This is a genomic window from Ensifer sp. GW821-FHT05G01 (assembly GCF_059419585.1).
In genome coordinates this window covers 374840-394893 of the sequence record NZ_JBWKSC010000005.1, presented here as the reverse complement: position 1 = coordinate 394893, position 20054 = coordinate 374840, and the positions used below count along the sequence as shown (strand labels likewise).

The 20054-nt window shown below is 59.7% G+C and carries 19 protein-coding genes; 10 read left to right on the top strand and 9 right to left on the bottom strand.

Going from position 1 to position 20054, the window contains the following annotated elements; genetic code table 11:
* Positions 1-5: 5 nt before the first annotated feature.
* Positions 6-710: a Tim44/TimA family putative adaptor protein gene (locus AC07UR_RS15480; protein WP_173418466.1), complete on the bottom strand. Its 705-nt coding sequence runs from the start codon at positions 708-710 to the stop codon at positions 6-8.
* Positions 711-840: 130 nt separating this feature from the next.
* Here AC07UR_RS15480 and AC07UR_RS15475 point away from each other — a divergent pair, with 130 nt between their 5' ends.
* Both AC07UR_RS15475 and secB read left to right on the top strand, forming a co-directional pair.
* The gene (locus tag AC07UR_RS15475) at positions 841-1347 is read left to right on the top strand and encodes an FxsA family protein (protein WP_173418465.1); all 507 of its coding nucleotides are present in this window, start codon (positions 841-843) and stop codon (positions 1345-1347) included.
* Between the two features lie 81 nt (positions 1348-1428).
* Positions 1429-1932, top strand: a complete 504-nt coding sequence (gene secB / locus AC07UR_RS15470) for a protein-export chaperone SecB (RefSeq protein WP_173418464.1) — start codon at positions 1429-1431, stop codon at positions 1930-1932.
* 53 nt (positions 1933-1985) lie between these two features.
* Here secB and dnaQ read toward each other — a convergent pair whose 3' ends face one another.
* The 5 genes from dnaQ to AC07UR_RS15445 are packed head-to-tail and all read right to left on the bottom strand — an operon-like array spanning position 1986 to position 5587.
* Complete coding sequence (gene dnaQ, locus AC07UR_RS15465) at positions 1986-2693, bottom strand: DNA polymerase III subunit epsilon (protein ID WP_209790336.1); 708 nt, start codon at positions 2691-2693, stop codon at positions 1986-1988.
* Complete coding sequence (gene coaE, locus AC07UR_RS15460; RefSeq protein ID WP_173418462.1) at positions 2686-3285, bottom strand: dephospho-CoA kinase; 600 nt, start codon at positions 3283-3285, stop codon at positions 2686-2688. The genes dnaQ and coaE overlap by 8 nt, the downstream gene beginning before the upstream one ends.
* A complete protein-coding gene (locus AC07UR_RS15455; protein ID WP_209790337.1) occupies positions 3282-4142 on the bottom strand; it encodes a shikimate dehydrogenase in 861 nt (286 codons plus the stop codon). The genes coaE and AC07UR_RS15455 overlap by 4 nt, the downstream gene beginning before the upstream one ends.
* Complete coding sequence (locus AC07UR_RS15450) at positions 4135-4734, bottom strand: Maf-like protein (protein ID WP_209790338.1); 600 nt, start codon at positions 4732-4734, stop codon at positions 4135-4137. The genes AC07UR_RS15455 and AC07UR_RS15450 overlap by 8 nt, the downstream gene beginning before the upstream one ends.
* A gap of 31 nt (positions 4735-4765) precedes the next feature.
* Positions 4766-5587, bottom strand: a complete 822-nt coding sequence (locus AC07UR_RS15445) for a pyruvate, water dikinase regulatory protein (RefSeq protein WP_077504721.1) — start codon at positions 5585-5587, stop codon at positions 4766-4768.
* A gap of 406 nt (positions 5588-5993) precedes the next feature.
* Here AC07UR_RS15445 and hemE point away from each other — a divergent pair, with 406 nt between their 5' ends.
* The 8 genes from hemE (at position 5994) to AC07UR_RS15405 (ending at position 15101) form a co-directional block, all read left to right on the top strand.
* Positions 5994-7025: a uroporphyrinogen decarboxylase gene (gene hemE, locus AC07UR_RS15440; protein WP_209790339.1), complete on the top strand. Its 1032-nt coding sequence runs from the start codon at positions 5994-5996 to the stop codon at positions 7023-7025.
* Positions 7022-7564: a protoporphyrinogen oxidase HemJ gene (hemJ, locus tag AC07UR_RS15435; protein WP_209790340.1), complete on the top strand. Its 543-nt coding sequence runs from the start codon at positions 7022-7024 to the stop codon at positions 7562-7564. Before hemE ends, hemJ begins: the two co-directional genes overlap by 4 nt.
* Before the next feature lie 190 nt (positions 7565-7754).
* A complete protein-coding gene (gene rho / locus AC07UR_RS15430) occupies positions 7755-9020 on the top strand; it encodes a transcription termination factor Rho (RefSeq protein ID WP_115418875.1) in 1266 nt (421 codons plus the stop codon).
* A 405-nt stretch (positions 9021-9425) separates the two neighbouring features.
* Complete coding sequence (gene mnmE, locus AC07UR_RS15425; RefSeq protein WP_209790341.1) at positions 9426-10751, top strand: tRNA uridine-5-carboxymethylaminomethyl(34) synthesis GTPase MnmE; 1326 nt, start codon at positions 9426-9428, stop codon at positions 10749-10751.
* Between the two features lie 95 nt (positions 10752-10846).
* Positions 10847-12730 (top strand): tRNA uridine-5-carboxymethylaminomethyl(34) synthesis enzyme MnmG, encoded by a 1884-nt coding sequence (gene mnmG / locus AC07UR_RS15420; RefSeq protein ID WP_209790342.1) that lies wholly within the window; start codon positions 10847-10849, stop codon positions 12728-12730.
* Complete coding sequence (gene rsmG / locus AC07UR_RS15415) at positions 12727-13368, top strand: 16S rRNA (guanine(527)-N(7))-methyltransferase RsmG (protein WP_209790343.1); 642 nt, start codon at positions 12727-12729, stop codon at positions 13366-13368. Before mnmG ends, rsmG begins: the two co-directional genes overlap by 4 nt.
* Positions 13369-13383: 15 nt before the next feature.
* Positions 13384-14178, top strand: coding sequence for a ParA family protein (locus AC07UR_RS15410; RefSeq protein WP_173418454.1), 795 nt, complete (start codon positions 13384-13386; stop codon positions 14176-14178).
* 35 nt (positions 14179-14213) lie between these two features.
* Positions 14214-15101 (top strand): ParB/RepB/Spo0J family partition protein, encoded by an 888-nt coding sequence (locus AC07UR_RS15405; protein WP_077504727.1) that lies wholly within the window; start codon positions 14214-14216, stop codon positions 15099-15101.
* Positions 15102-15656: 555 nt separating this feature from the next.
* On the opposite strand, the gene holA is transcribed toward AC07UR_RS15405, so the two are convergent.
* From holA to leuS, 3 genes are read right to left on the bottom strand one after another with little or no spacing between them, the layout of a single operon-like run.
* Positions 15657-16691: a DNA polymerase III subunit delta gene (gene holA / locus AC07UR_RS15400; RefSeq protein ID WP_209790344.1), complete on the bottom strand. Its 1035-nt coding sequence runs from the start codon at positions 16689-16691 to the stop codon at positions 15657-15659.
* A gap of 12 nt (positions 16692-16703) precedes the next feature.
* Positions 16704-17228: an LPS assembly lipoprotein LptE gene (lptE, locus tag AC07UR_RS15395; RefSeq protein WP_173418451.1), complete on the bottom strand. Its 525-nt coding sequence runs from the start codon at positions 17226-17228 to the stop codon at positions 16704-16706.
* Complete coding sequence (gene leuS / locus AC07UR_RS15390; RefSeq protein ID WP_209790345.1) at positions 17215-19845, bottom strand: leucine--tRNA ligase; 2631 nt, start codon at positions 19843-19845, stop codon at positions 17215-17217. Before leuS ends, lptE begins: the two co-directional genes overlap by 14 nt.
* Positions 19846-20054: the final 209 nt, after the last annotated feature.

The following is a 20054-nucleotide window of genomic DNA, read 5'->3' as shown; positions in this document are numbered from 1 at the left end:
GCCGATCAGTTTTCGGATTCGGTCGCGATCAGCTTCCAGTTCGGATCACGCGAGCGAATGTCGCGCGAGAAGGTCCAGAGATCGTTGACTTCGGCCACCGACTCCGCGTCTCCATCGATGATGGCGCCTTGCTTGTCGTAGGTCGCCGAGATCAGCTGGCTGACGATCCGGATCGTGATGTTTTCTTCGCTGTCCTTGACTTCGGCGTGGACGATGTCGGCCTTCTCGATGCCGACGAAGGTGGACTTCACCACTTCGCCCTTGCGCTCGCGCTCGGCAATCGCAGCGTCGAAGCCTTCATAGACCTCGCGCGACAGAAGGTTCTTGAGCGTCTTGCGGTCGCCGTCGGCAAAAGCCATGACGATCATCTCATAGGCCATCTTCGCGCCGTTGACGAACTCCTTCGGATCGAAGCCATTGTCGGCGTCGGTCAGCGAACGGAGCTGATCGTTGAGCGGCGTTCCCGCTTTGGCGAAGGCGTCGATTGCAGCGTAGCGCGCCGAATCATCCTCGACATTGTCGCGGCGCGGCAGTTGGACGACTTTGCCATTGTCGGCCTTTTCAGGCCCCTGGCTCATATCCCGCGGCGAATAGGGATCAAACGGTGGTCGTTCGTTGCCGGTCCGCCGACCGAGCACGCTGCGCAACTGCAGGAAAATGACCACTGCGGCGATCAAGAAAAAAAACGTGATGAAGTCGAAAGAGCCCATTTCCACCTGAAACCGCTGTTAGAATTTCTCGTAGCTATTCCATATAGTCCGCAAGGATAGATCATTCAAACCGCGTTGTCGCACCCTTAGATCGGAGGTGACGATGCGAAGACCCTTTCAGGCACCGATAATGCGCTCAATGTTAATTCCCCTGGTCATTCTTGGACTGCCGCTTGCCGAGATTGCCGGCTTCGTCATCGTCGGCCGCGAGATCGGCCTCGCCATGACCCTTTTGCTCGTCCTCTTGAGCGCGATCGCCGGGGTCGTTCTGCTTCGCGTTCAGGGTTTTGCCGTGATCAGGCGCGTTCAGGAAGCGACGCGCACCGGCAGCGATCCCGGACGCGAGGTCCTCGGCGGCGCCTTGATGTTCGTCGCAGCACTTTTGCTCATGGTGCCCGGCTTCATCAGCGATATCTTCGGGCTGCTTCTGTTCGTGCCACCTGTCCGGCAGGCGATCGCCAGCTATCTCCGGTCAAGAATGACTGTCGTGACCGCCGCTTCGAGCCAGTCCTGGCACGGGCCGAGCCATGCGCCGCAGGAGCGCAACCAACCACGCGTCATCGACCTTGGCGAAGGCGAGTTCTCGCGAACGGAAGATGACGACGTAAACCCGCCCGAAGAGCGTCGGCGGCAATAGCAAAGGCCTGTGGCGCAGGGTTGTAAGCCCTATGGCGAAATGCTAGATGGCCTCACCGAATTTGAAGTCGAGGAAACCCTTATGACGACTGATACCGCATCCAACGGCAACGGCAGCGCGCAGCAGAGCCCGTCGCTCAACATCCTCGCCCAGTATGTCAAGGATCTCTCTTTCGAGAACCCGGGCGCACCGCGTTCGCTGCAGGCCCGCGACAATGCACCGTCGATCAACATCAACGTCAACGTCAACGCCAACCCGCTTGCCGAGAACGATTTCGACGTCGTGCTCTCGCTGAACGCGGAAGCCAAGGATGGCGAGCGCGTTCTGTTCAACGTCGAGCTCTCCTACGGCGGCGTTTTCCGTGTTGCCGGCTTCCCGCAGGAACACATGCTGCCGCTGCTCTTCATCGAGTGCCCGCGTCTGCTGTTCCCGTTCGCGCGCCAGATCGTTTCCGACGCGACCCGCAACGGCGGCTTCCCGCCGCTGATGATCGATCCGATCGATTTCGCTCAGATGTTCGCACAGCGCATGGCCGAAGAAAAGGTCCGCTCGCAGGTGGCAAACGCCAACGAGACCGCCAACTGATTTCGCTCAGTCTGGATCGTAGTTAGGAAAAAGCCCGGTTTGACCGGGCTTTTTCATTTCAGCGGATCGTATTTGGCCCAGATCGCCTTCGCTCCCATCTTGGCGACCAGCGCGGCATGCGCCGCCTCATCCGCCTCAGACAAACGGTTTGGCAATGGCCGTGGTCGCTGCGCGACCGCAATCGGTCCATCATCGTGTTCGACGGTTTGCCCCGCACCCTTGTTGCTCGACACCAATCCAAGCGCCGCCTGACGACCGCCGAGCATCTCGATATAGACTTCGGCAAGAAGCTCGGAGTCGAGAAGCGCGCCGTGCTTGGCGCGATGGGAATTGTCGATGCCGTAACGCCGGCAGAGCGCATCGAGCGAGTTCGGACCCATCGGATGCTTGCGGCGGGCAAGAGCGAGCGTATCCGTCACCCGTTCCCCGGCAATGGCGGGAAGCCCGATGCGGCCGAACTCGGCATTGATGAAGCCCATGTCGAAGGTCGCATTGTGCGCCACCCACCGGGCATCGCCGAAGAAGTCGATGATCTCTTGGGCGACATCGGCAAAAGGCGGCTTGTCCTTCAGGAACTCGTCGGTGATGCCGTGAATGGCAAGCGCATCCGGATGAACCTTGCGATTGCCGGGATTGATGAAGATGTGCAGCGTGCGGCCGGTCGGAAACTGGTTTTCCAGCTCGACGCCGCCGATTTCGATCACCCTGTCCTCGCGGTTGTCGAGGCCGGTCGTTTCCGTATCGAAGATGATCTCACGCATCGAGCGCTCCATTTTTGGTGAGATCGTCGACGACTGCCCTCACCTGTTGGCGTGTATTGTCGAAGCTGTGGCTGGTATCGACGATGTAATCGGCGCGTTCGCGCTTCTGGCTGTCCGGCACCTGACGCGCCAGGATCATGGCAAATTTCTCTTCGGTCATCCCTGGACGTTTCATCGCCCGCTCTCTTTGAAGGTCGGGTGCGCAGCTGACCACGACCACCCGATCGACACGCGCCTCGGCCCCCGTCTCAAACAACAGGGGAATATCGAGCACGACAAAGGGGACGTTATCGGCGGCATTCCTGTCAAGGAACTCGCGTTCCTTCTGACGAACAAGTGGGTGCACGATGCTTTCGAGCTCGCGCAGCCTTTCCGGTGTTGCCAGGAGCTGACGCGACAGCTCGGCCCTATCGATCGCCCCATCCTTCACTGTTCCCGGAAAAGCTGCCTCGACAGGAGCGACGGCCTCATCGCGATAAAGCGCATGCACCACTTCATCGGCGTCGTTGACCGGCACCCCGAACTCGCGAAACATCTGCGCCGTCGTCGACTTGCCCATGGCGATCGATCCGGTCAGGCCAACGATCATCATGCGTGCGACCCCATGTCATCGATGACGAGTTGCCGAAGGTTGGCATCGACGACAGGCCGGCGGCCGAACCAGCGTTCGAAGCCGGGCACTGCCTGGTGCAGCAACATGCCAAGCCCATCGACGATGGCAAAGCCCTGTTGCTCGGCCTGACGAAGCAAAGGCGTCTTCAACGGCACATAGACGATATCGGTGACCACCGCGCCGCTCGCCAGGACGGTGAAATCGATCTGCGGCGCTTCCTGTCCGTCCATGCCGAGCGATGTCGTGTTGATGAAGAGGCCGGCACCCCTCATCACTTCGCCCAATGCCTCCATCGGATGGGCGTGCACGGTCGATCCAAAACGGTCGGACAGCTCTTTCGCCCTTGCCACGGTACGGTTGACGACATGGATCGTCTTGACGCCCCGGTCGCGCACGGCCTGGATGACGGCGCGGCTGGCGCCGCCGGCGCCGAGCACCACCGCGGTCGAACACTGGTCCCAACCATCAGCGCGCTCATCGAGATTGGCGACGAACCCGCGGCCATCGGTATTGGTCGCGTGAACTTCTCCGGCTTCGATCCACAGCGTGTTGGCAGCGCCGAGTTCCAGACAGAGATCATCGGGGCGGTCTGCCAGACGATGGGCAACCTCCTTGTGCGGAATGGTGACGTTGCCACCGCAAAAGCCCGACGTGCCTTGTTTCAACTCCACGATGAAGGTGGAAAAATCTTCCGGCTTCACTTCATGTGCGCGATAGCTGCCCTCTATCCCGAGCTGTTTCAGCCAATAACCATGGATCAGCGGCGACCTCGAATGCTTGATCGGGTAGCCGGTGACGAAGGCGTGGTTAACAAATGTTTCACGTGAATCACGCATCGATCGTTCCCAATTCCCTGAGTTTTGCGAGCAGCGGCAGCATCGGAAGACCGAGGATGGTGAAGTAGTCGCCGTCGATCCTGTCGAACAACTGGATGCCCTCGCCCTCCAATTGATAGGCGCCGACGCTGGACAAGGCCTTGCTGCCGACACGCTGCAGATGGCGATCGACGAATTCCGGCGTCAGCGCGCGCACGGACATCTGTGCTGACGAGACGTGGCGCCAGAGAACCGCGTCGTCGCGGATGAGGACGACCGCACTGTTCAGGCGATGGGTCTTGCCCGAAAGCGACAGGAGATGTTGTCCGGCTTCCGCCATGTCCTTCGGCTTGTGGTAGACCCTTTGGCCCAGAGACATGGTCTGGTCGGAGCCGATCACCAATGCTCCGGGGAAATGCCCGGCGACATCTCTCGCCTTGGCTTCGGCGAGCGTCATCGCCACCTCTTCAGGCGCAGCGCCTTCTTCCTCGAGCGGCTTTTCAAGCGCGCGCTCGTCAATCTCGGCAGCGCGTGCGGCAAACACCAGCCCGGCATTTTCCAGAAGCGCGCGACGGAACGGGCTTGCTGAAGCCAGGACGAGTGAAGGTGTCATCATCGAAGTTCCCGAATTGTTCGGATTCGCTCTATCGCAGCCGCGGACGCAGGGCAACAATTGCCGCGGCGGTTTCCTCGATCGAGCGTCGGGTCACGTCGATGAGCGGCCAATTGTTGCGCGCGCAAAGCGCGCGGGCATATTTCAACTCCTCGGCGATCGCCGCCCGATCCGTATACTGATCGCCGTGGAAGCCCTGCGTGGTGCCCAGCACCCTGTGTTGGCGAACCTGCGAAATGCGATCGGCGGTCGCGATCAGGCCGACGACCAGCGGCTTGGTGGCCGCCATCAGTCGATCGGGAAGCGGCACGCCTGGGACGATCGGAATGTTGGCCGTCTTGATGCCGCGGTTGGCCAGATAGATCGATGTCGGCGTCTTCGATGTTCGGCTGATGCCGATCAAGACCACATCGGCGTCATCAAAGTCGGCCGGCAGCTGACCGTCGTCATGGTCCATGGTGAAGTTCAACGCGTCGATCCGCGCGAAGTAATCGGCGTCCATCACGTGCTGCGCGCCGGAACGGCGTCGCGACGGCGAGCCGAGATAGGACTGGAACAGTTCGATGATCGGATCGAGCACGGAGACGCACGGCACACCCATCTCACGGCAGCGTTGGTCGATGATGCCGGCCAGCTCGCGATCGACGATTGTATAGAGCACGATGCCGGGCGCGCCATCGATGGCGTCGAGAACCTGCAGCAGCTGCCGGCGATTTCTGATGAGCGGATAGACGTGTTCAAGCGCATGCGACGCCTGGAATTGTGCGGCTGCCGCGCGCCCTGCGGCGATCAGCGTCTCCCCTGTCGAATCGGAGATCAGATGCAGGTGGAAGTAGTTTTTCTTGTTCTCCACGTTATTCTCCGGGTGCTGTTGATAAACCGGGATAAAAACCGCCGATGACGCGCCGTCGGCTCGGGCGACGGGAAAACCTCTGACTTATTCACAATTGGTCCAGCGCGGAAGAAAGCTTCGCGGAGCTTGTGGACAAGACTCATGGCAATGACAAAGTGTCACGTGTTTCCATTCGTTGTCCACAGCTATGCGCGCTTTTTCGAACGCGGCAATCGCCTGATTCCCATCGGCTTTTTGCACTTATCCACGAAATGCGGCCGCAGCTGCGATGCTGGCTCCCGCCCGCCTTGATCCGATCGGGCCGTCGTGGATGACGTGTGGTCATCTTTTAATCCTTGATACCCACCGACTCTAAGAAATAGAAAGAGTCTAAATACCTTTGTTTATATATTGGGAGAGACCATCCGTGGCCGAGACACGAAGGAAAGTTCTGGAGGTTTTGGACGGGAAGACAATCAGTCCCCCTCCCATCTGGCTCATGCGCCAGGCCGGTCGCTACCTTCCGGAATATCGGGCAACGCGGGCCGTTGCCGGAAGCTTCCTCGATCTCTGTTACACGCCGGATCTGGCCGTCGAAGTGACGCTGCAGCCGATCCGACGTTATGCTTTTGATGCAGCCATTCTCTTTTCCGATATTCTCGTGATCCCAGATGCCCTGAAGCGCAACGTTCGCTTCGAGGAAGGCCATGGACCAAGAATGGATCCGATTGATGTCGACGGCATCAAGGCTCTGAAGGCTGACGGTATCTCCAATCACCTGAAACCGGTGTTTGAAACGGTGTCGCGGTTGCGTGCCGAACTCCCCGGGGAAACAACGCTGCTCGGTTTTTGTGGTGCCCCCTGGACGGTCGCGACATACATGATCGCTGGCCATGGAACACCGGACCAGGCCCCCGCCCGGCTATTCGCCTATCGGAACCCGGAAGCGTTCGAATGGCTTTTGACGTTCCTCGCCGACGTGTCCGCCGATTATCTGGTCGAGCAGATTGATGCGGGCGCCGACGCGGTGCAGATTTTCGATTCCTGGGCCGGCGTTCTCGGTGAGGCGGAATTCGAGCGTTTTGCAGTCAAGCCCGTTGCCCGAATGATTGCGTCGGTCAGAGCGCGACGCCCGCAGGCGAAGATAATCGCTTTTGCCAAGGGCGCAGGGCTCCTCCTGAAGCAGTATCGCCAGAAAACGGGTGCCGATGCCATCGGGCTCGATTGGACCGTTCCCTTGTCCTTCGCTGTCGATTTGCAGAAGGACGGACCGGTGCAGGGCAATCTCGATCCGATGCGGGTCGTTTCCGGTGGCGTTGCGCTCGATCAGGGTATCGATCGTATTCTCGATGCGCTCGGAAATGGGCCGCTGATTTTCAACCTTGGACACGGGATTACGCCGCAGGCTGATCCGGAAAACGTCTCGGCGCTGGTGTCGCGGGTTCGCGGGAAACGTTGATGAGCGAACGCCAGACGGATAGTGCTCCCGGAAACAGGGCGCGGCTGAGGGCGATGATTGCGCTTGGTGGATTTGCCGCGCTGCTCGTCGGGCTTTTCGTCTGGCAGCCGGAGAGCCTCTACCTCTGGATCAAGGCGCTGCACGTGATTGCCGTGATGTCGTGGATGGCAGCGCTGCTCTACATGCCCAGGCTGTTCATCTACCACACCGATGCAGCGCCAGGCTCCGAACAGTCCGAGACGTTCAAGATGATGGAGCAGCGTCTGCTGAAGGTCATCATGAACCCGGCGATGATGATCTCCTGGGTGCTTGGACTTTACCTCGCCTGGAGCGTCTTTGGTTTTCAGGGCGGCTGGCTTCACGCCAAACTCCTGTTCGTGGTGATGCTGACTGTGGTGCATGTGCGCTTCAGTCGGGCGGTACGGGCCTTCCAGCGGGATGAGAACCGCCGCACTGCACGCTACTGGCGCTTGATGAATGAGGCCCCGACGCTGCTGATGATTCTGATCGTCATCATGGTCGTGGTGAAGCCGTTTTGAATTTTATCGATTGCTAATTGTAAGAGTTCTCGCTAATTTTCGACAACCCCTTGCGGCGTTTCACGTGAATCGCTATTTTCTGCCATCTCCTCTTCATGGCTTGTGACAAAGACCAGAGCCTGCCCCCCTGCCGCAGCTCCCTTCAGAAAACACGCCGTCTTCCCATTCCCGTACGAAACATGGATCCTTCATGGCTGAAATGAAGCTACAAGAACTTAAGAACAAGACGCCGACCGATCTTCTGGCCTTTGCCGAAGAGCTCGAGGTGGAAAACGCCAGCACCATGCGCAAGCAGGAGCTGATGTTCGCCATCCTCAAGATGCTCGCGGCCCAGGATATCGAAATCATCGGTGAAGGCGTCGTCGAGGTTCTGCAGGACGGTTTCGGCTTTCTGCGTTCTGCCAATGCCAACTACCTTCCCGGCCCTGATGATATCTACATCTCGCCCTCCCAGATCCGCCGCTTCTCGCTGAAGACCGGCGACACGGTTGAGGGACCGATCCGCGGACCGAAGGAAGGCGAACGCTACTTCGCGCTGCTCAAGGTCAACACCATCAATTTCGACGATCCGGAAAAGATCCGTCACAAGGTTCACTTCGACAACCTGACGCCGCTCTATCCGAACGAGCGTTTCAAGATGGAACTCGAGATCCCGACCTCGAAGGATCTGTCTGCCCGGGTGATCGACCTGGTCGCCCCGCTCGGCAAGGGCCAGCGCGGTCTGATCGTCGCTCCGCCGCGCACCGGTAAGACGGTTCTCCTGCAGAACATCGCTCACTCGATCACCGCCAACCATCCGGAATGTTATCTGATCGTTCTCTTGATCGATGAGCGTCCGGAAGAAGTGACCGACATGCAGCGCTCGGTTAAGGGCGAAGTTGTCTCCTCCACCTTCGACGAGCCGGCGACGCGCCACGTTCAGGTTGCCGAAATGGTGATCGAAAAGGCGAAGCGGCTGGTCGAACATGGCCGTGACGTCGTCATCCTGCTCGACAGCATCACCCGCCTCGGTCGCGCCTACAACACCGTTGTTCCGTCATCGGGCAAGGTTCTGACCGGTGGTGTCGATGCCAACGCCCTGCAGCGCCCGAAGCGTTTCTTCGGTGCTGCGCGTAACATCGAAGAAGGTGGATCGCTCACGATTATCGCGACCGCGCTGATCGACACAGGCAGCCGCATGGACGAAGTCATCTTCGAAGAGTTCAAGGGTACCGGCAACTCGGAAATCGTGCTCGACCGCAAGGTTGCCGACAAGCGCATCTTCCCGGCGATGGACATCCTCAAGTCAGGAACGCGTAAGGAAGACCTGCTGGTTCCGCGCCAGGATCTGCAGAAGATCTTTGTTCTTCGCCGGATTCTGGCTCCGATGGGCACGACAGACGCCATCGAGTTCCTTATCGACAAGCTGAAGCAGACGAAGAACAACGGCGACTTCTTCGACTCGATGAACACCTGATACGGTCAGGCCACCTTACCAAGATTGAGACCGGGCAAGATGAATGCCCGGTCTTTTCATTTCTATCCGTTATTTCATTAGCCGGATTCTCTGACTGAAGTTATTGACGACTGCTTTTCGATTCGTGGTCGCAACGAATTTCGAGCTGCTCTCCCTGAGATGAGCATTCGTCGTGTTTGGTGATTCACGTGAAACACAATCGCCGAGCAGCCTGAGACTTGATCTTTCCCTGACTATTCGGCATAAGCTCCCAACCGCTCTTAACCTCTGCGCTTGCCGGGAAACGCCGATTGTCGCGTCTCATCCCGCAACCGACAAAGAGGGGTCAGAAAAACGCGCCTGAACTCAATTCCAGAGCCGGGCGTGCGCAGAGCGATCAGTCTCATTCGGGCCCAGGTGATAACAATGCCATCCGTGGATACGATTTACGCGCTTTCCAGCGGGGCGTTGCCGGCAGGCGTGGCGGTCATCCGCATCAGTGGACCGAGGACGATCGACGTCATCAGGTCGCTGTGCGGCGCCGCGCCGGAACCGCGCGTTGCTTCGTTGAAACCGATTCGTTCCCGCAACGGTTTCACGATCGACAGCGGCCTGGTCATCTATTTCAGAGGCCCCGCCTCCTTTACCGGCGAGGACTGCTCTGAACTGCAGGTCCATGGCAGCCGTGCCGTCGTTCAAATGCTGTTGCACGAACTTTCCGGTTTCGATGGCTTGCGTCACGCGGAGGCTGGAGAGTTTTCACGGCGTGCTTTCCAGAACGGCAAGATGGATCTTGTCGAGATCGAGGGTCTGTCGGACCTCATTGTTGCCGAGACGGAGATGCAGCGCCGTCTGGCGCTGGAGCATTCCGAAGGGGGGCAGTCGAAGGTCTATGATAGCTGGGCGAAGCGCCTGATCCATGCGCGGGCGATGATCGAAGCGGAGCTCGATTTTGCTGACGAGGAAGATGTCCCAGGCTCGGTCAGTGAGCGGATCTGGAGCGACATGGAACGGCTGCGCGATGAAATCGACGCTCATATCGCCCAGGCTCCAATTGGAGAGATCATTCGCGACGGCCTGAAGATCGTCATTGCCGGTGAACCCAATGCCGGCAAATCCAGTTTGCTTAATGCACTGGCAAAACGTGATATCGCGATCGTCACCGAAATTGCCGGCACCACGCGTGACGTGCTTTCGGTCGATCTTTCCTTAGCCGGATTCTCCGTCAAGTTGTTCGACACGGCCGGCCTGCGCGAGACTGACGAGACGGTCGAGCGCGAGGGCATTCGTCGTGCCCGTGACGTGATCTCGCGCGCTGATCTGGTTCTTCTCCTGTCGGAAGCGAAGACGGGCTTTGATACCCTGCAGGAACTCGATCTCGCCAAGATTCCGGTATTGAAGGTTGCAACGAAGTCCGACAGAGAAGACGGCGATGGTTTTGTTGGTGCCGATGTCGCGATTTCGACCAGGACCGGGGCGGGGATGGACCAGCTCTTGCGTGTGATTGCTAGCTATCTCCCTGATTTATCTGGTGTTACGGCGCTTTCCATCCCCTCGCGGCGCAGGCACGTGGATGCCCTGCGCCAGGCCAGTATTGCGCTATCGGACAGCCTGACACTCGACCAGCACGGACTGGATATACGAGCGGAGCTGCTTCGCGTCGCTGGTGATGCTATCGGCCGCATTACCGGGCGGGTGGATGTCGAAAACCTGTTGGATGTGATATTTTCCGAATTCTGTATCGGTAAATGACGCTTGACTAAAACAATGCAACGCTAGCGAGTCATGAGACGTGTTTCACGTGAAACGATTCGAACCCGGAATGCGTTTGATCGGAGATAGCAACAATGGTCCATTTTGACGTCATCGTCATAGGTGGTGGTCACGCAGGCTGCGAGGCTGCAGCCGCTTCCGCGCGTCTTGGAGCACGCACCGCTCTGATCACACACAAGGCGTCAACGATCGGCGTGATGTCCTGCAACCCCGCGATCGGCGGACTCGGCAAGGGGCATCTCGTGCGCGAGATCGATGCCCTTGACGGTCTCATGGGACGGATCGCCGATGCTTCCGGCATCCAGTTCCGCCTGCTCAATCGTCGCAAGGGACCGGCTGTTCGTGGCCCACGCACCCAGGCCGACCGCAAGCTCTATCGCGAAGCGATGCAGCGCGAGATTGCCGCCACTGAGAACCTCAGCGTGATCGAAGGCGACGCCTTCGATCTCATAGAGCAGGACGGAAAGATAACCGGGGTTGTCATGAAGGATGGTCGTTCCTTCGGGGCCACTGGTGTGGTGCTGACGACAGGTACCTTTCTGAAAGGGCTGATCCATATTGGCGATCAAAAGATACCGGCTGGCCGTGTCGGTGAAGAGCCATCACTTGGTCTCTCCGCCACCCTGGCGCGTTATGGTCTTCGCCTGGGACGATTGAAGACCGGGACCCCAGCACGCTTGGACGGCAAGACGATTGATTGGGACCGCGTCGGCCGTCAGGGGCCAGACGAGGATCCTGTGCCCTTCTCGTTCATGACCGATCGGATCACCAATCGGCAGATCGATTGTGGCGTAACGCGCACGACTGACGCGACGCACAAGATCATCGCCGACAATATCGGCAAGTCGGCGATGTACTCCGGGCAGATCGAGGGGGTTGGTCCGCGCTATTGTCCTTCGATCGAAGACAAGATCGTTCGCTTCGGCGAGCGGGACGGCCATCAGATCTTCCTCGAGCCGGAAGGCTTGGATGACGACACGGTCTACCCAAACGGCATATCAACCTCCCTGCCGGTAGATGTCCAGGACGCGTTCATCCGAACAATCCCTGGTCTTGAAGTAGTGTCGATCCTGCAACCGGGTTATGCAATCGAGTATGATCATGTTGATCCGCGCGAACTGGATGCGACGCTGGCTGTGCGCAAGATGCCGGGTCTTTTCCTCGCTGGCCAGATCAATGGCACTACCGGTTATGAGGAGGCTGGCGCTCAAGGCCTGGTCGCAGGCTTGAATGCAGCGAAAGCGGCGATGGGACGCGAGGCCGTCATTTTCAGCCGCACCGATTCCTACATTGGCGTAATGGTTGACGACCTGACCTCTCGGGGTATCACCGAGCCCTATCGCATGTTCACGTCGCGAGCCGAGTACCGTCTGTCTCTGCGGGCCGACAATGCCGACATGCGTCTGACGCCGAAGGCAATCGAGATTGGTTGTGTCTCTGATGCACGGAAGGAGCGCTTTGCCGAATGGAAAGCGCAGTTCGACAGCGGACGGGCGTTGCTCAAGCAATTGTCCATCACGCCCGCCGAAGGGAACCGCCATGGCCTCAAGCTGAATCAGGACGGCCAGCGGCGAACCGCATTTGAGATTCTCTCCTACCCTGACCAGACAATCGATGCCTTGCTGTCTCTGTGGCCCGAATTGAAGGATATTCCGCGTGCGGTGGTAGAGCCACTCGAGATCGATGCCGCCTACGCCGTTTACATGGATCGCCAGGCATCGGACATAGCCGGTATCCGCCGCGAGGAGACGATGGTCATTCCTGCTGATTTTGACTTTGCGGCCCTCGCTGGTCTATCGAATGAACTGAAGCAGAAGTTGACGACGCAGGCGCCGCGAAATCTGGCGCAAGCGCTCAAAGTCGACGGGATGACCCCGGCCGCGGCGTCGTTGATCCTGGCTTGGTTGAAACGGGTAAACCGCTCTGCGGTGCGAGACGAGAAGGTAAGTGCGCAATGAAAACGAGTCCTTTCGCTGGCTTGAACGGACTGCGTGTTTCACGTGAAACGAATGAACGACTAGCGCACTTCGCTGCGCTGTTCCAGAAATGGGCGAAGTCCATCAATCTCATTGCGCCCTCCACTCTCGAGGACCTTTGGCGCCGCCATATCGTCGATAGCCTTCAGTTGGTGCAACTGTCGCCCGGTCCGAAGACCTGGGTCGATCTGGGCAGTGGCGGCGGATTTCCCGGTGTCATTACGGCCATCTATCTTTCCGAATTCTCCGACGGCTGGGTGCATCTGATCGAGAGCAACAACAAGAAAGCTGCGTTCTTGCGCGTCGCGCTGATGGAAACGGGTGCACGGGGTTCCGTTCATCCGATTCGAATCGAAGACGCGAGCTCCGTTGCGCCGAAATGTGACGCGATTTCGGCACGTGCGCTGGCCGACCTCAGCCTGTTGCTTGACTATTCGTCACCCTGGATGATGGCCGAGGGCGGCAAAACAGTCGCTTACTTCCATAAAGGACGGGATTACCAGCGGGAGATCGACAAAGCCGTTGGCCGCTACGACTTTGATCTGGTAAAACATCCAAGCATTGTCGAGCCAGATTCTGTCGTGCTCGAGATCGCAAATCTTTCGCGAAGAACTCAGTGATTGGCGAGCGGAAACATGTTTGGCGCAAAAAACCGGATCATCACGATAGCAAACCAGAAGGGTGGCGTCGGCAAGACGACGACTGCGATCAATCTGGCAACCGCACTGGCGGCCATTGGCGAGAAGGTTCTGATCGTTGACTTGGACCCGCAGGGCAATGCGAGCACGGGTCTCGGCATTCAGCGCCGTGACCGCCATCTGTCGTCCTACGAACTGATGGTCGGATCGCATTCGATCGCCGAGATCGTTCAGCAGACCGCTGTGCCGAACCTGGCCATCGTCCCCTCGACGATGGATCTTCTCGGCGTCGAGATGGAAATCTCAAAGGAAGCCGACCGCGCCTTTCGTTTGCGCAAGGCCCTGGCCAGCCCGGAGGCGCTGGAGTACTCCTACGTTCTTGTTGACTGCCCCCCGTCTTTCAACCTTTTGACGATGAACGCCATGGCGGCCGCGCATTCGGTGCTGGTGCCATTGCAGTGTGAGTTCTTCGCATTGGAAGGCCTGAGCCAGCTGCTGGAGACGGTCGACCAGGTGCGCAGAACCGTTAATCCCAGCCTCGATATCCAGGGTATCGTGCTGACGATGTTCGACTCGCGCAACAATTTGGCTCAGCAGGTGGTGAGTGATGTTCGTACGCACCTGGGAGACAAGGTCTACCATACGCTCATTCCACGGAATGTTCGTGTCTCCGAGGCGCCGTCCTATGGCAAGCCGGCCATCCTTTACGATCTGAAATGCGCAGGCAGCCAAGCTTATCTTCAGTTGGCATCGGAAGTGATCCAGCGCGAGCGGCAGCGCAAGGCCGCATAATTATTTCGGTACCGGAAATAAAATCGGGTGATACTATGAACGACGATAGCTCGAAGAGAAGGCTTGGTCGCGGACTGGCCGCATTGATCGGCGAGATGGATCAACCGATCCAGGCGGGCGCTGCCCCTGCCCCGGTCAATCCCGATCGACGGGTGCCGATCGAGTTCGTGTCGCGAAATCCGAGAAACCCTCGCCGGCAGTTCGATGAGGGTGAGTTGCAGGACCTCGCCAGCTCTATCCGACAGCACGGCATCGTTCAGCCGGTTGTTGCCCGCACGATTGGCACGGACCGCTACGAGATCATTGCCGGCGAACGCCGTTGGCGCGCAGCGCAGCTGGCTGGTTTTACCGAAATTCCGGTTATCATCCGGGATGTTGACGACAGGACGGCGCTCGAGATTGCCATCGTCGAGAACGTGCAGCGCTCAGACCTCAACCCACTCGACGAGGCTCTGGGCTACGAGCAGCTGATCGCTGAGCACGGCTACACGCAGAACGACCTTGGCGAGATCATCGGCAAGAGCCGTAGTCATGTCGCCAACAGCCTGCGGCTTCTCAAGCTGCCTGAGCCCGTGCGGGACATGTTGTCCGAAGGAAGTCTTTCGGCCGGGCATGCGCGCGCTCTCATCCCGACGTCGGATCCGGCGACGCTTGCCCGAAACATCGTTGCAAAGGGTCTTTCGGTTCGCGACGCCGAACGCTTAGCGCAGAACGATATTCGCGCCCAGAACGACCCCAATTACGCCAAGGCCGCGCGACGGGACGAGAAGGACGCCGATACGCTGGCGCTGGAGCGGACATTGTCCGATAGCTTGGGGCTTGACGTAACCGTCAGCCACAAGGCTTCCGGCGGCCACCTCCGGATTTCCTACAAGACACTGGATCAACTGGAAGAGATCTGCCGTCTGCTCGAGCGTCGCTGAACGCACGGCGTCGGCTTTCCCCATGTTCGGCATAGCCTGATTTAGGCTCGTGAATGCGAGCCGAGTGCCCGGAGGCTCGTTCAGGTCTCCCTCATTTCGGCCTCGTGCCGGACACCAGGGACCTGACGTCGGCTGCATCAAAGGACCTTACAGCGCAAGGGATTGGGCTTGCTATTCCTGTGGCGGACACAGCAATTGTCTGCTGTTTTCGTGCCCTGTTGCACCTGAAGGCGGCGATGCGGTCCCGAAGTGAATACCCCCCGATATCCCCGGGCAGGCGGTCTTTCCGGCAATAGCAATTGCGCCGGCCTTCATCCGGATCCTGCTGCGCCAGCCTCGCATCGCTTGCTGGCTTGAAGGGACGACTGCGATGGTCGGCCTGCAGACGCTGCGATGCATCGAGGTCCTGAAGGGATCAACACCATCGTGCATGCTATATACGCGATGCTGATACGCTGACAAACAACTGAGTTGGTAAGGGGAACCTGGAGAACGCCTAGCCTTCTCATGCATGGTGCTGACCTTGTCAGCCACCCGAGCCGCGACAGCGATTGTTCAGCGTCTGGCTGACTGCACGGCGATCGCCATCAGGTTCTGCAGCACCATGCTCTCCTCGAGGCTCTGGCGGGTGCGGCTCTGAAAAATCGTATTCTGCAGCCGTGTCAGCTCACGGCGGATCGCGGGCGCCGACCAATGCCGAAGCGCTGCCTCGATGATGGGTTTGCGGCGAAAGTGCAGATGGCGACCCATGGTGGCGATCACCTGACCAGGCTGCTGGCGCGATGAATCCATCTCGGCGCGCATCAGATCGAGCTGCTGAAATTGCCGCAAGCACCCTTGCAAAACAAGGAAAGCCGGTGTTTTCGACATGGTTATCTTCTGCATTGCGCGCAGAAGACCGTCAAGATCACCTTTCAACACGGCATCGACCGCATCATCAACGGAGATAGCGCTGGCATCGCCGACGATGTCGGTGACATCCGATTCATCGACGGTCGCCTTGCCGCGGCAATAGAGCGCCAGCTTGCGCACTTCGTTGCGCGAGGCCAGTCGGTCGCCGCCCAGCGCCTCCATCAGTCTTTCCCGTGCAGCCGGTGTTATGCCGAGCTTTTCCTCGCCGAGTTCCTTGTCGATCAGTGCCTGCAGACTGCGGGCATCGTCGCTATAGCAGGCAATGGTCGCGATCGAACGAGCGGTCTCCGCAACCTTGCGCAGCGCCGATCCCTTCTTGAGATCACCCGCTTCGACAAGGACGTAGCTACCGGTCGGAGGTTCGCCGGCGAGGATCTGTAACGCATCGACGAGCGCCTTCTCGTTGGCGGCTCCGCGCACCCACACCAGCTTTTCACCGCCGAAAAGGCCGATCGAGTTGACCTCGTCGAGAAGCCGGCCGGGGCTCTGCTGCAGATCGCTGGCGTCGAGCTTGGTGATGGAAAAAGGGTCGTCGAGCGGCACGCCACTGAGCGACGCGATCGCCCCTGCCCGCTCCGAGACCAGACCACGGTCTGGCCCGTAGAGGACAAAGAGGCGATAGAGGCCCGCTGACTTCTGAAGGAAAGAGTCGAACTCGTGCGATTTGACTTCGCTCATTCCGCCACCGGCCTAGCGGCTGAGGGCCGCGGCGATGTCAGCCCGGATCAGCTCTGCCAGTTCCTTTGCAGCGCGGTTTTCGCCGTCGCGCACGGCGCGAACCTTGGCGAACTCCTGCACCGGGAAGTCGACAAGTGCGACAGCGGTGCGATTGCCCGACTTGATAGTCTCGCCGGTTCCGATCTTGGAGAGGTTGTAGTCGGCCTTGACGACGATACGGCCAGCCCCTGCCCGATCCCGCGCCTGATCGTAGAGTACGCCCATGGTGCGGCTCGCAACCGTCAACGCCAGATGATACTGCGGATTGACCGGTTCTCCCTGGCCGCCGGCGACGAGGAAGATCAGGGCGTTGCGCACTTCCTGCTCGACGCGTTCGTCGGCGTCGGAGATTTCGATCGACGCAAGCGCGGCGGGCGTGCCGACTGCATCGGAATAAAGCGGCCTGACCTGGCAGCCGGCGAGCGCGGTCAACATAAGAACACCAGCCAGCATCGGGATCGACCGCATGCGGGAGCCAGCTCTATCAGACAACGACATTGACGATCCTCTGAGGCACGACGATGATTTTCTTGGGGCTGCTGCCGTTGAGTATGGTCTTGACGGCATCGAGAGCGAGAACTGCATTTTCGATTGCAGTCTGATCTGCATCGCGCGCGATTGTCAAATCCGCGCGCTTCTTGCCGTTGACCTGAACCGGAAGCGTGACTTCATTCTCGACGACGAGCGCGGCATCGAACTTCGGCCAGCCGCTTTCAGCGATCAGGCCCTTGCCGCCGATCGCCTGCCAGCATTCCTCGGCCAGGTGCGGCATCATCGGTGCGATCAGGCTGATCAGAATCGATGTTGCATCCTTGGCGGCCGCCGTCAGCGCCGCATCGGCCTTGCCGGTGGCAACCTGCGTCAGCGGGGCTGCAAGCACGTTGACGAGCTCATAGATACGCGCCACGGCCTTGTTGAAGGCCAGCTTGTCGTAGTCGGCTTCGACTGCGCGCAGCGTCCTGTGGGCCGCTTGCGAGACCGCCAGGCCGGCGCCGTCGTGTGCGGGGGCTGCCTCGACTGTGCGAAGCGTCTCTGCCGCCTCGCCGATCAGGCGCCAGACACGCTGAACGAAGCGGTGGGCGCCTTCGACCCCGGCTTCGGACCAGATGACGTCACGGTCGGGAGGCGAATCGGACAGGACGAAGAAGCGTGCCGTGTCGGCGCCGTAGGAGGCAATGATATCGTCTGGATCGACGACGTTCTTCTTCGACTTCGACATCTTTTCGATCGAGCCGATGGTGATGTCCTCGCCGGTCTCAAGCAGCACGGCGCGGCGTTGTCCATCGACCTCGTCGATGCGGATTTCCGCCGGCGTGATCCATTCGCGCTGGGCGCCTTCGCCGCGGCTGTAGGTCTCGTGCACCACCATGCCTTGGGTGAACAGGCCCTTGAACGGCTCGTCGAGCGCAACGTGACCGGTCGCCTTCATCGCGCGGGTAAAGAAGCGCGAATAGAGCAGATGCAGGATCGCGTGCTCGATGCCGCCGATATACTGGTCGACGGGCAGCCAGTGGTTGGCCGCCTTCGGATCGGTCGGGTTGTCCTCCCAGGGCGCTGTGAAGCGTGTGAAATACCAGGACGAATCCACGAAGGTGTCCATCGTGTCGGTTTCGCGGCGGGCCTCTTTGCCGCAATGCGGGCAGGCCACGTGCCGCCAGGTCGGATGGCGATCAAGCGGGTTGCCCGGCTTGTCGAAGGTAACATCCGGCGGCAGGACGACGGGCAGGTCGGCCTTGGGGACGGGAACGACGCCGCAGTCATCGCAATGGATGACCGGGATCGGGCAGCCCCAATAGCGCTGACGGGAAATGCCCCAGTCGCGCAGGCGGAAATTGACCTTGCGTTCGGCACGCGGCGCACCGGCCAGCTGTTCCCTCTCCAGCTTCGACGCCACTTTTTCGAAGGCGTCTTCCGTCGACAGGCCATCGAGGTCGCGCGAATTAATCATGACGCCGTCGCCGATATAGGCCTCGTCGCCGATCGCAAAGCTCGCAGCGTCGCCGTCGCGCGGCATGACCACCGGAACGACCGGAAGGCCATACTTGCGGGCAAAATCGAGGTCGCGCTGGTCGCCCGATGGGCAACCGAAGATCGCGCCCGTGCCATAGTCCATCAGCACGAAATTGGCGACGTAAACCGGCAGCTCCCAGCTTTCGTCGAGCGGGTGCCTGGCGCGGATGCCGGTGTCCATGCCCTTCTTTTCAGCGGTCTCGAGCGCTGCCAGCGACGTGCCGGCGCGGCGGCACTCCTCGCAGAAGGCCTCGATTGCCGGATCCTTTGCCGCAGCTTGCCTGGCGAGCGGGTGATCGGCGGAGATCGCCAGGAAAGACGCACCGAACAGCGTGTCCGGACGGGTGGTGTAAACGGTCAGCTCGGTCGTATCGGTGTCGGCGGTGCCTTCGACGATCTGCCAGCGAATGGACAGGCCTTCGGAGCGGCCGATCCAGTTCTTCTGCATCAGCCGCACTTTTTCCGGCCACTGATCGAGCGTATCCAGCGCGTCCAGCAGCTCCTGGCTGAAGTCGGTGATGCGGAAGAACCATTGCGTCAGTTCGCGCTGTTCGACGAGCGCGCCCGAACGCCAGCCGCGGCCATCGATGACCTGCTCGTTGGCCAGAACAGTGTTGTCGACCGGGTCCCAGTTGACCTTGGACTGCTTGCGGTAGACCAGGCCCTTCTCGAGGAAATCGACGAACAGGTGCTGCTGACGCTGGTAGTATTCAGGGTCGCAGGTCGCAAATTCGCGGTTCCAGTCGAGCGACAGCCCCATGACCTTCAGCTGCGCCTTCATCGAGGCGATGTTCTGATAGGTCCAGGTCGCCGGATGCACGCCGCGCTCCATGGCGGCGTTTTCCGCCGGCATGCCGAAGGCATCCCAGCCCATGGGGTGAAGCACGTTGAAACCGCGGGCGCGCTTGTAGCGAGCGACGACGTCGCCCATCGTGTAGTTGCGCACATGACCCATGTGGATGCGCCCGGACGGATAGGGGAACATCTCGAGCACGTAATATTTTTCGCGCGGGTCGTCGTTCTCAGTCTGGAAGACCTGGCCGTTTTCCCATTCCTGCTGCCAACGCGGCTCGGCATCACGCGGATTATATCGTTCGGTAGACATGTCTTTTAGGTGTTCCGGAAGTTCTGCGGGGCAAGGAAGCGCCCTCATGATAGTTGGGGTGACCTTCATCATGAAACCGCTTGATGGTCAAGTTTTCGAAGGGTTTGGCGCGACACTTTGGCGGATTTGAGCCGGCGCGCGCGGCGATGGCCTTGGCAAGGCGCGCAAGTTTGCCTAATCCGCTAAGTCATCGTCCGAAAGGTCGTCAT

What these genes read in the sequence shown, in the direction of transcription:
- AC07UR_RS15480 (WP_173418466.1), bottom strand. Translation starts at nt 710, where the DNA reads ATGGGCTCTTTCGACTTCATCACGTTTTTTTTCTTGATCGCCGCAGTG.
- AC07UR_RS15475 (WP_173418465.1), top strand. Translation starts at nt 841, where the DNA reads ATGCGCTCAATGTTAATTCCCCTGGTCATTCTTGGACTGCCGCTTGCC.
- secB (WP_173418464.1), top strand. Translation starts at nt 1,429, where the DNA reads ATGACGACTGATACCGCATCCAACGGCAACGGCAGCGCGCAGCAGAGC.
- dnaQ (WP_209790336.1), bottom strand. Translation starts at nt 2,693, where the DNA reads ATGCGTGAGATCATCTTCGATACGGAAACGACCGGCCTCGACAACCGC.
- coaE (WP_173418462.1), bottom strand. Translation starts at nt 3,285, where the DNA reads ATGATGATCGTTGGCCTGACCGGATCGATCGCCATGGGCAAGTCGACG.
- AC07UR_RS15455 (WP_209790337.1), bottom strand. Translation starts at nt 4,142, where the DNA reads ATGCGTGATTCACGTGAAACATTTGTTAACCACGCCTTCGTCACCGGC.
- AC07UR_RS15450 (WP_209790338.1), bottom strand. Translation starts at nt 4,734, where the DNA reads ATGACACCTTCACTCGTCCTGGCTTCAGCAAGCCCGTTCCGTCGCGCG.
- rho (WP_115418875.1), top strand. Translation starts at nt 7,755, where the DNA reads ATGGCTGAAATGAAGCTACAAGAACTTAAGAACAAGACGCCGACCGAT.
- mnmE (WP_209790341.1), top strand. Translation starts at nt 9,426, where the DNA reads ATGCCATCCGTGGATACGATTTACGCGCTTTCCAGCGGGGCGTTGCCG.
- mnmG (WP_209790342.1), top strand. Translation starts at nt 10,847, where the DNA reads ATGGTCCATTTTGACGTCATCGTCATAGGTGGTGGTCACGCAGGCTGC.
- rsmG (WP_209790343.1), top strand. Translation starts at nt 12,727, where the DNA reads ATGAAAACGAGTCCTTTCGCTGGCTTGAACGGACTGCGTGTTTCACGT.
- AC07UR_RS15410 (WP_173418454.1), top strand. Translation starts at nt 13,384, where the DNA reads ATGTTTGGCGCAAAAAACCGGATCATCACGATAGCAAACCAGAAGGGT.
- AC07UR_RS15405 (WP_077504727.1), top strand. Translation starts at nt 14,214, where the DNA reads ATGAACGACGATAGCTCGAAGAGAAGGCTTGGTCGCGGACTGGCCGCA.
- holA (WP_209790344.1), bottom strand. Translation starts at nt 16,691, where the DNA reads ATGAGCGAAGTCAAATCGCACGAGTTCGACTCTTTCCTTCAGAAGTCA.
- lptE (WP_173418451.1), bottom strand. Translation starts at nt 17,228, where the DNA reads ATGTCGTTGTCTGATAGAGCTGGCTCCCGCATGCGGTCGATCCCGATG.
- leuS (WP_209790345.1), bottom strand. Translation starts at nt 19,845, where the DNA reads ATGTCTACCGAACGATATAATCCGCGTGATGCCGAGCCGCGTTGGCAG.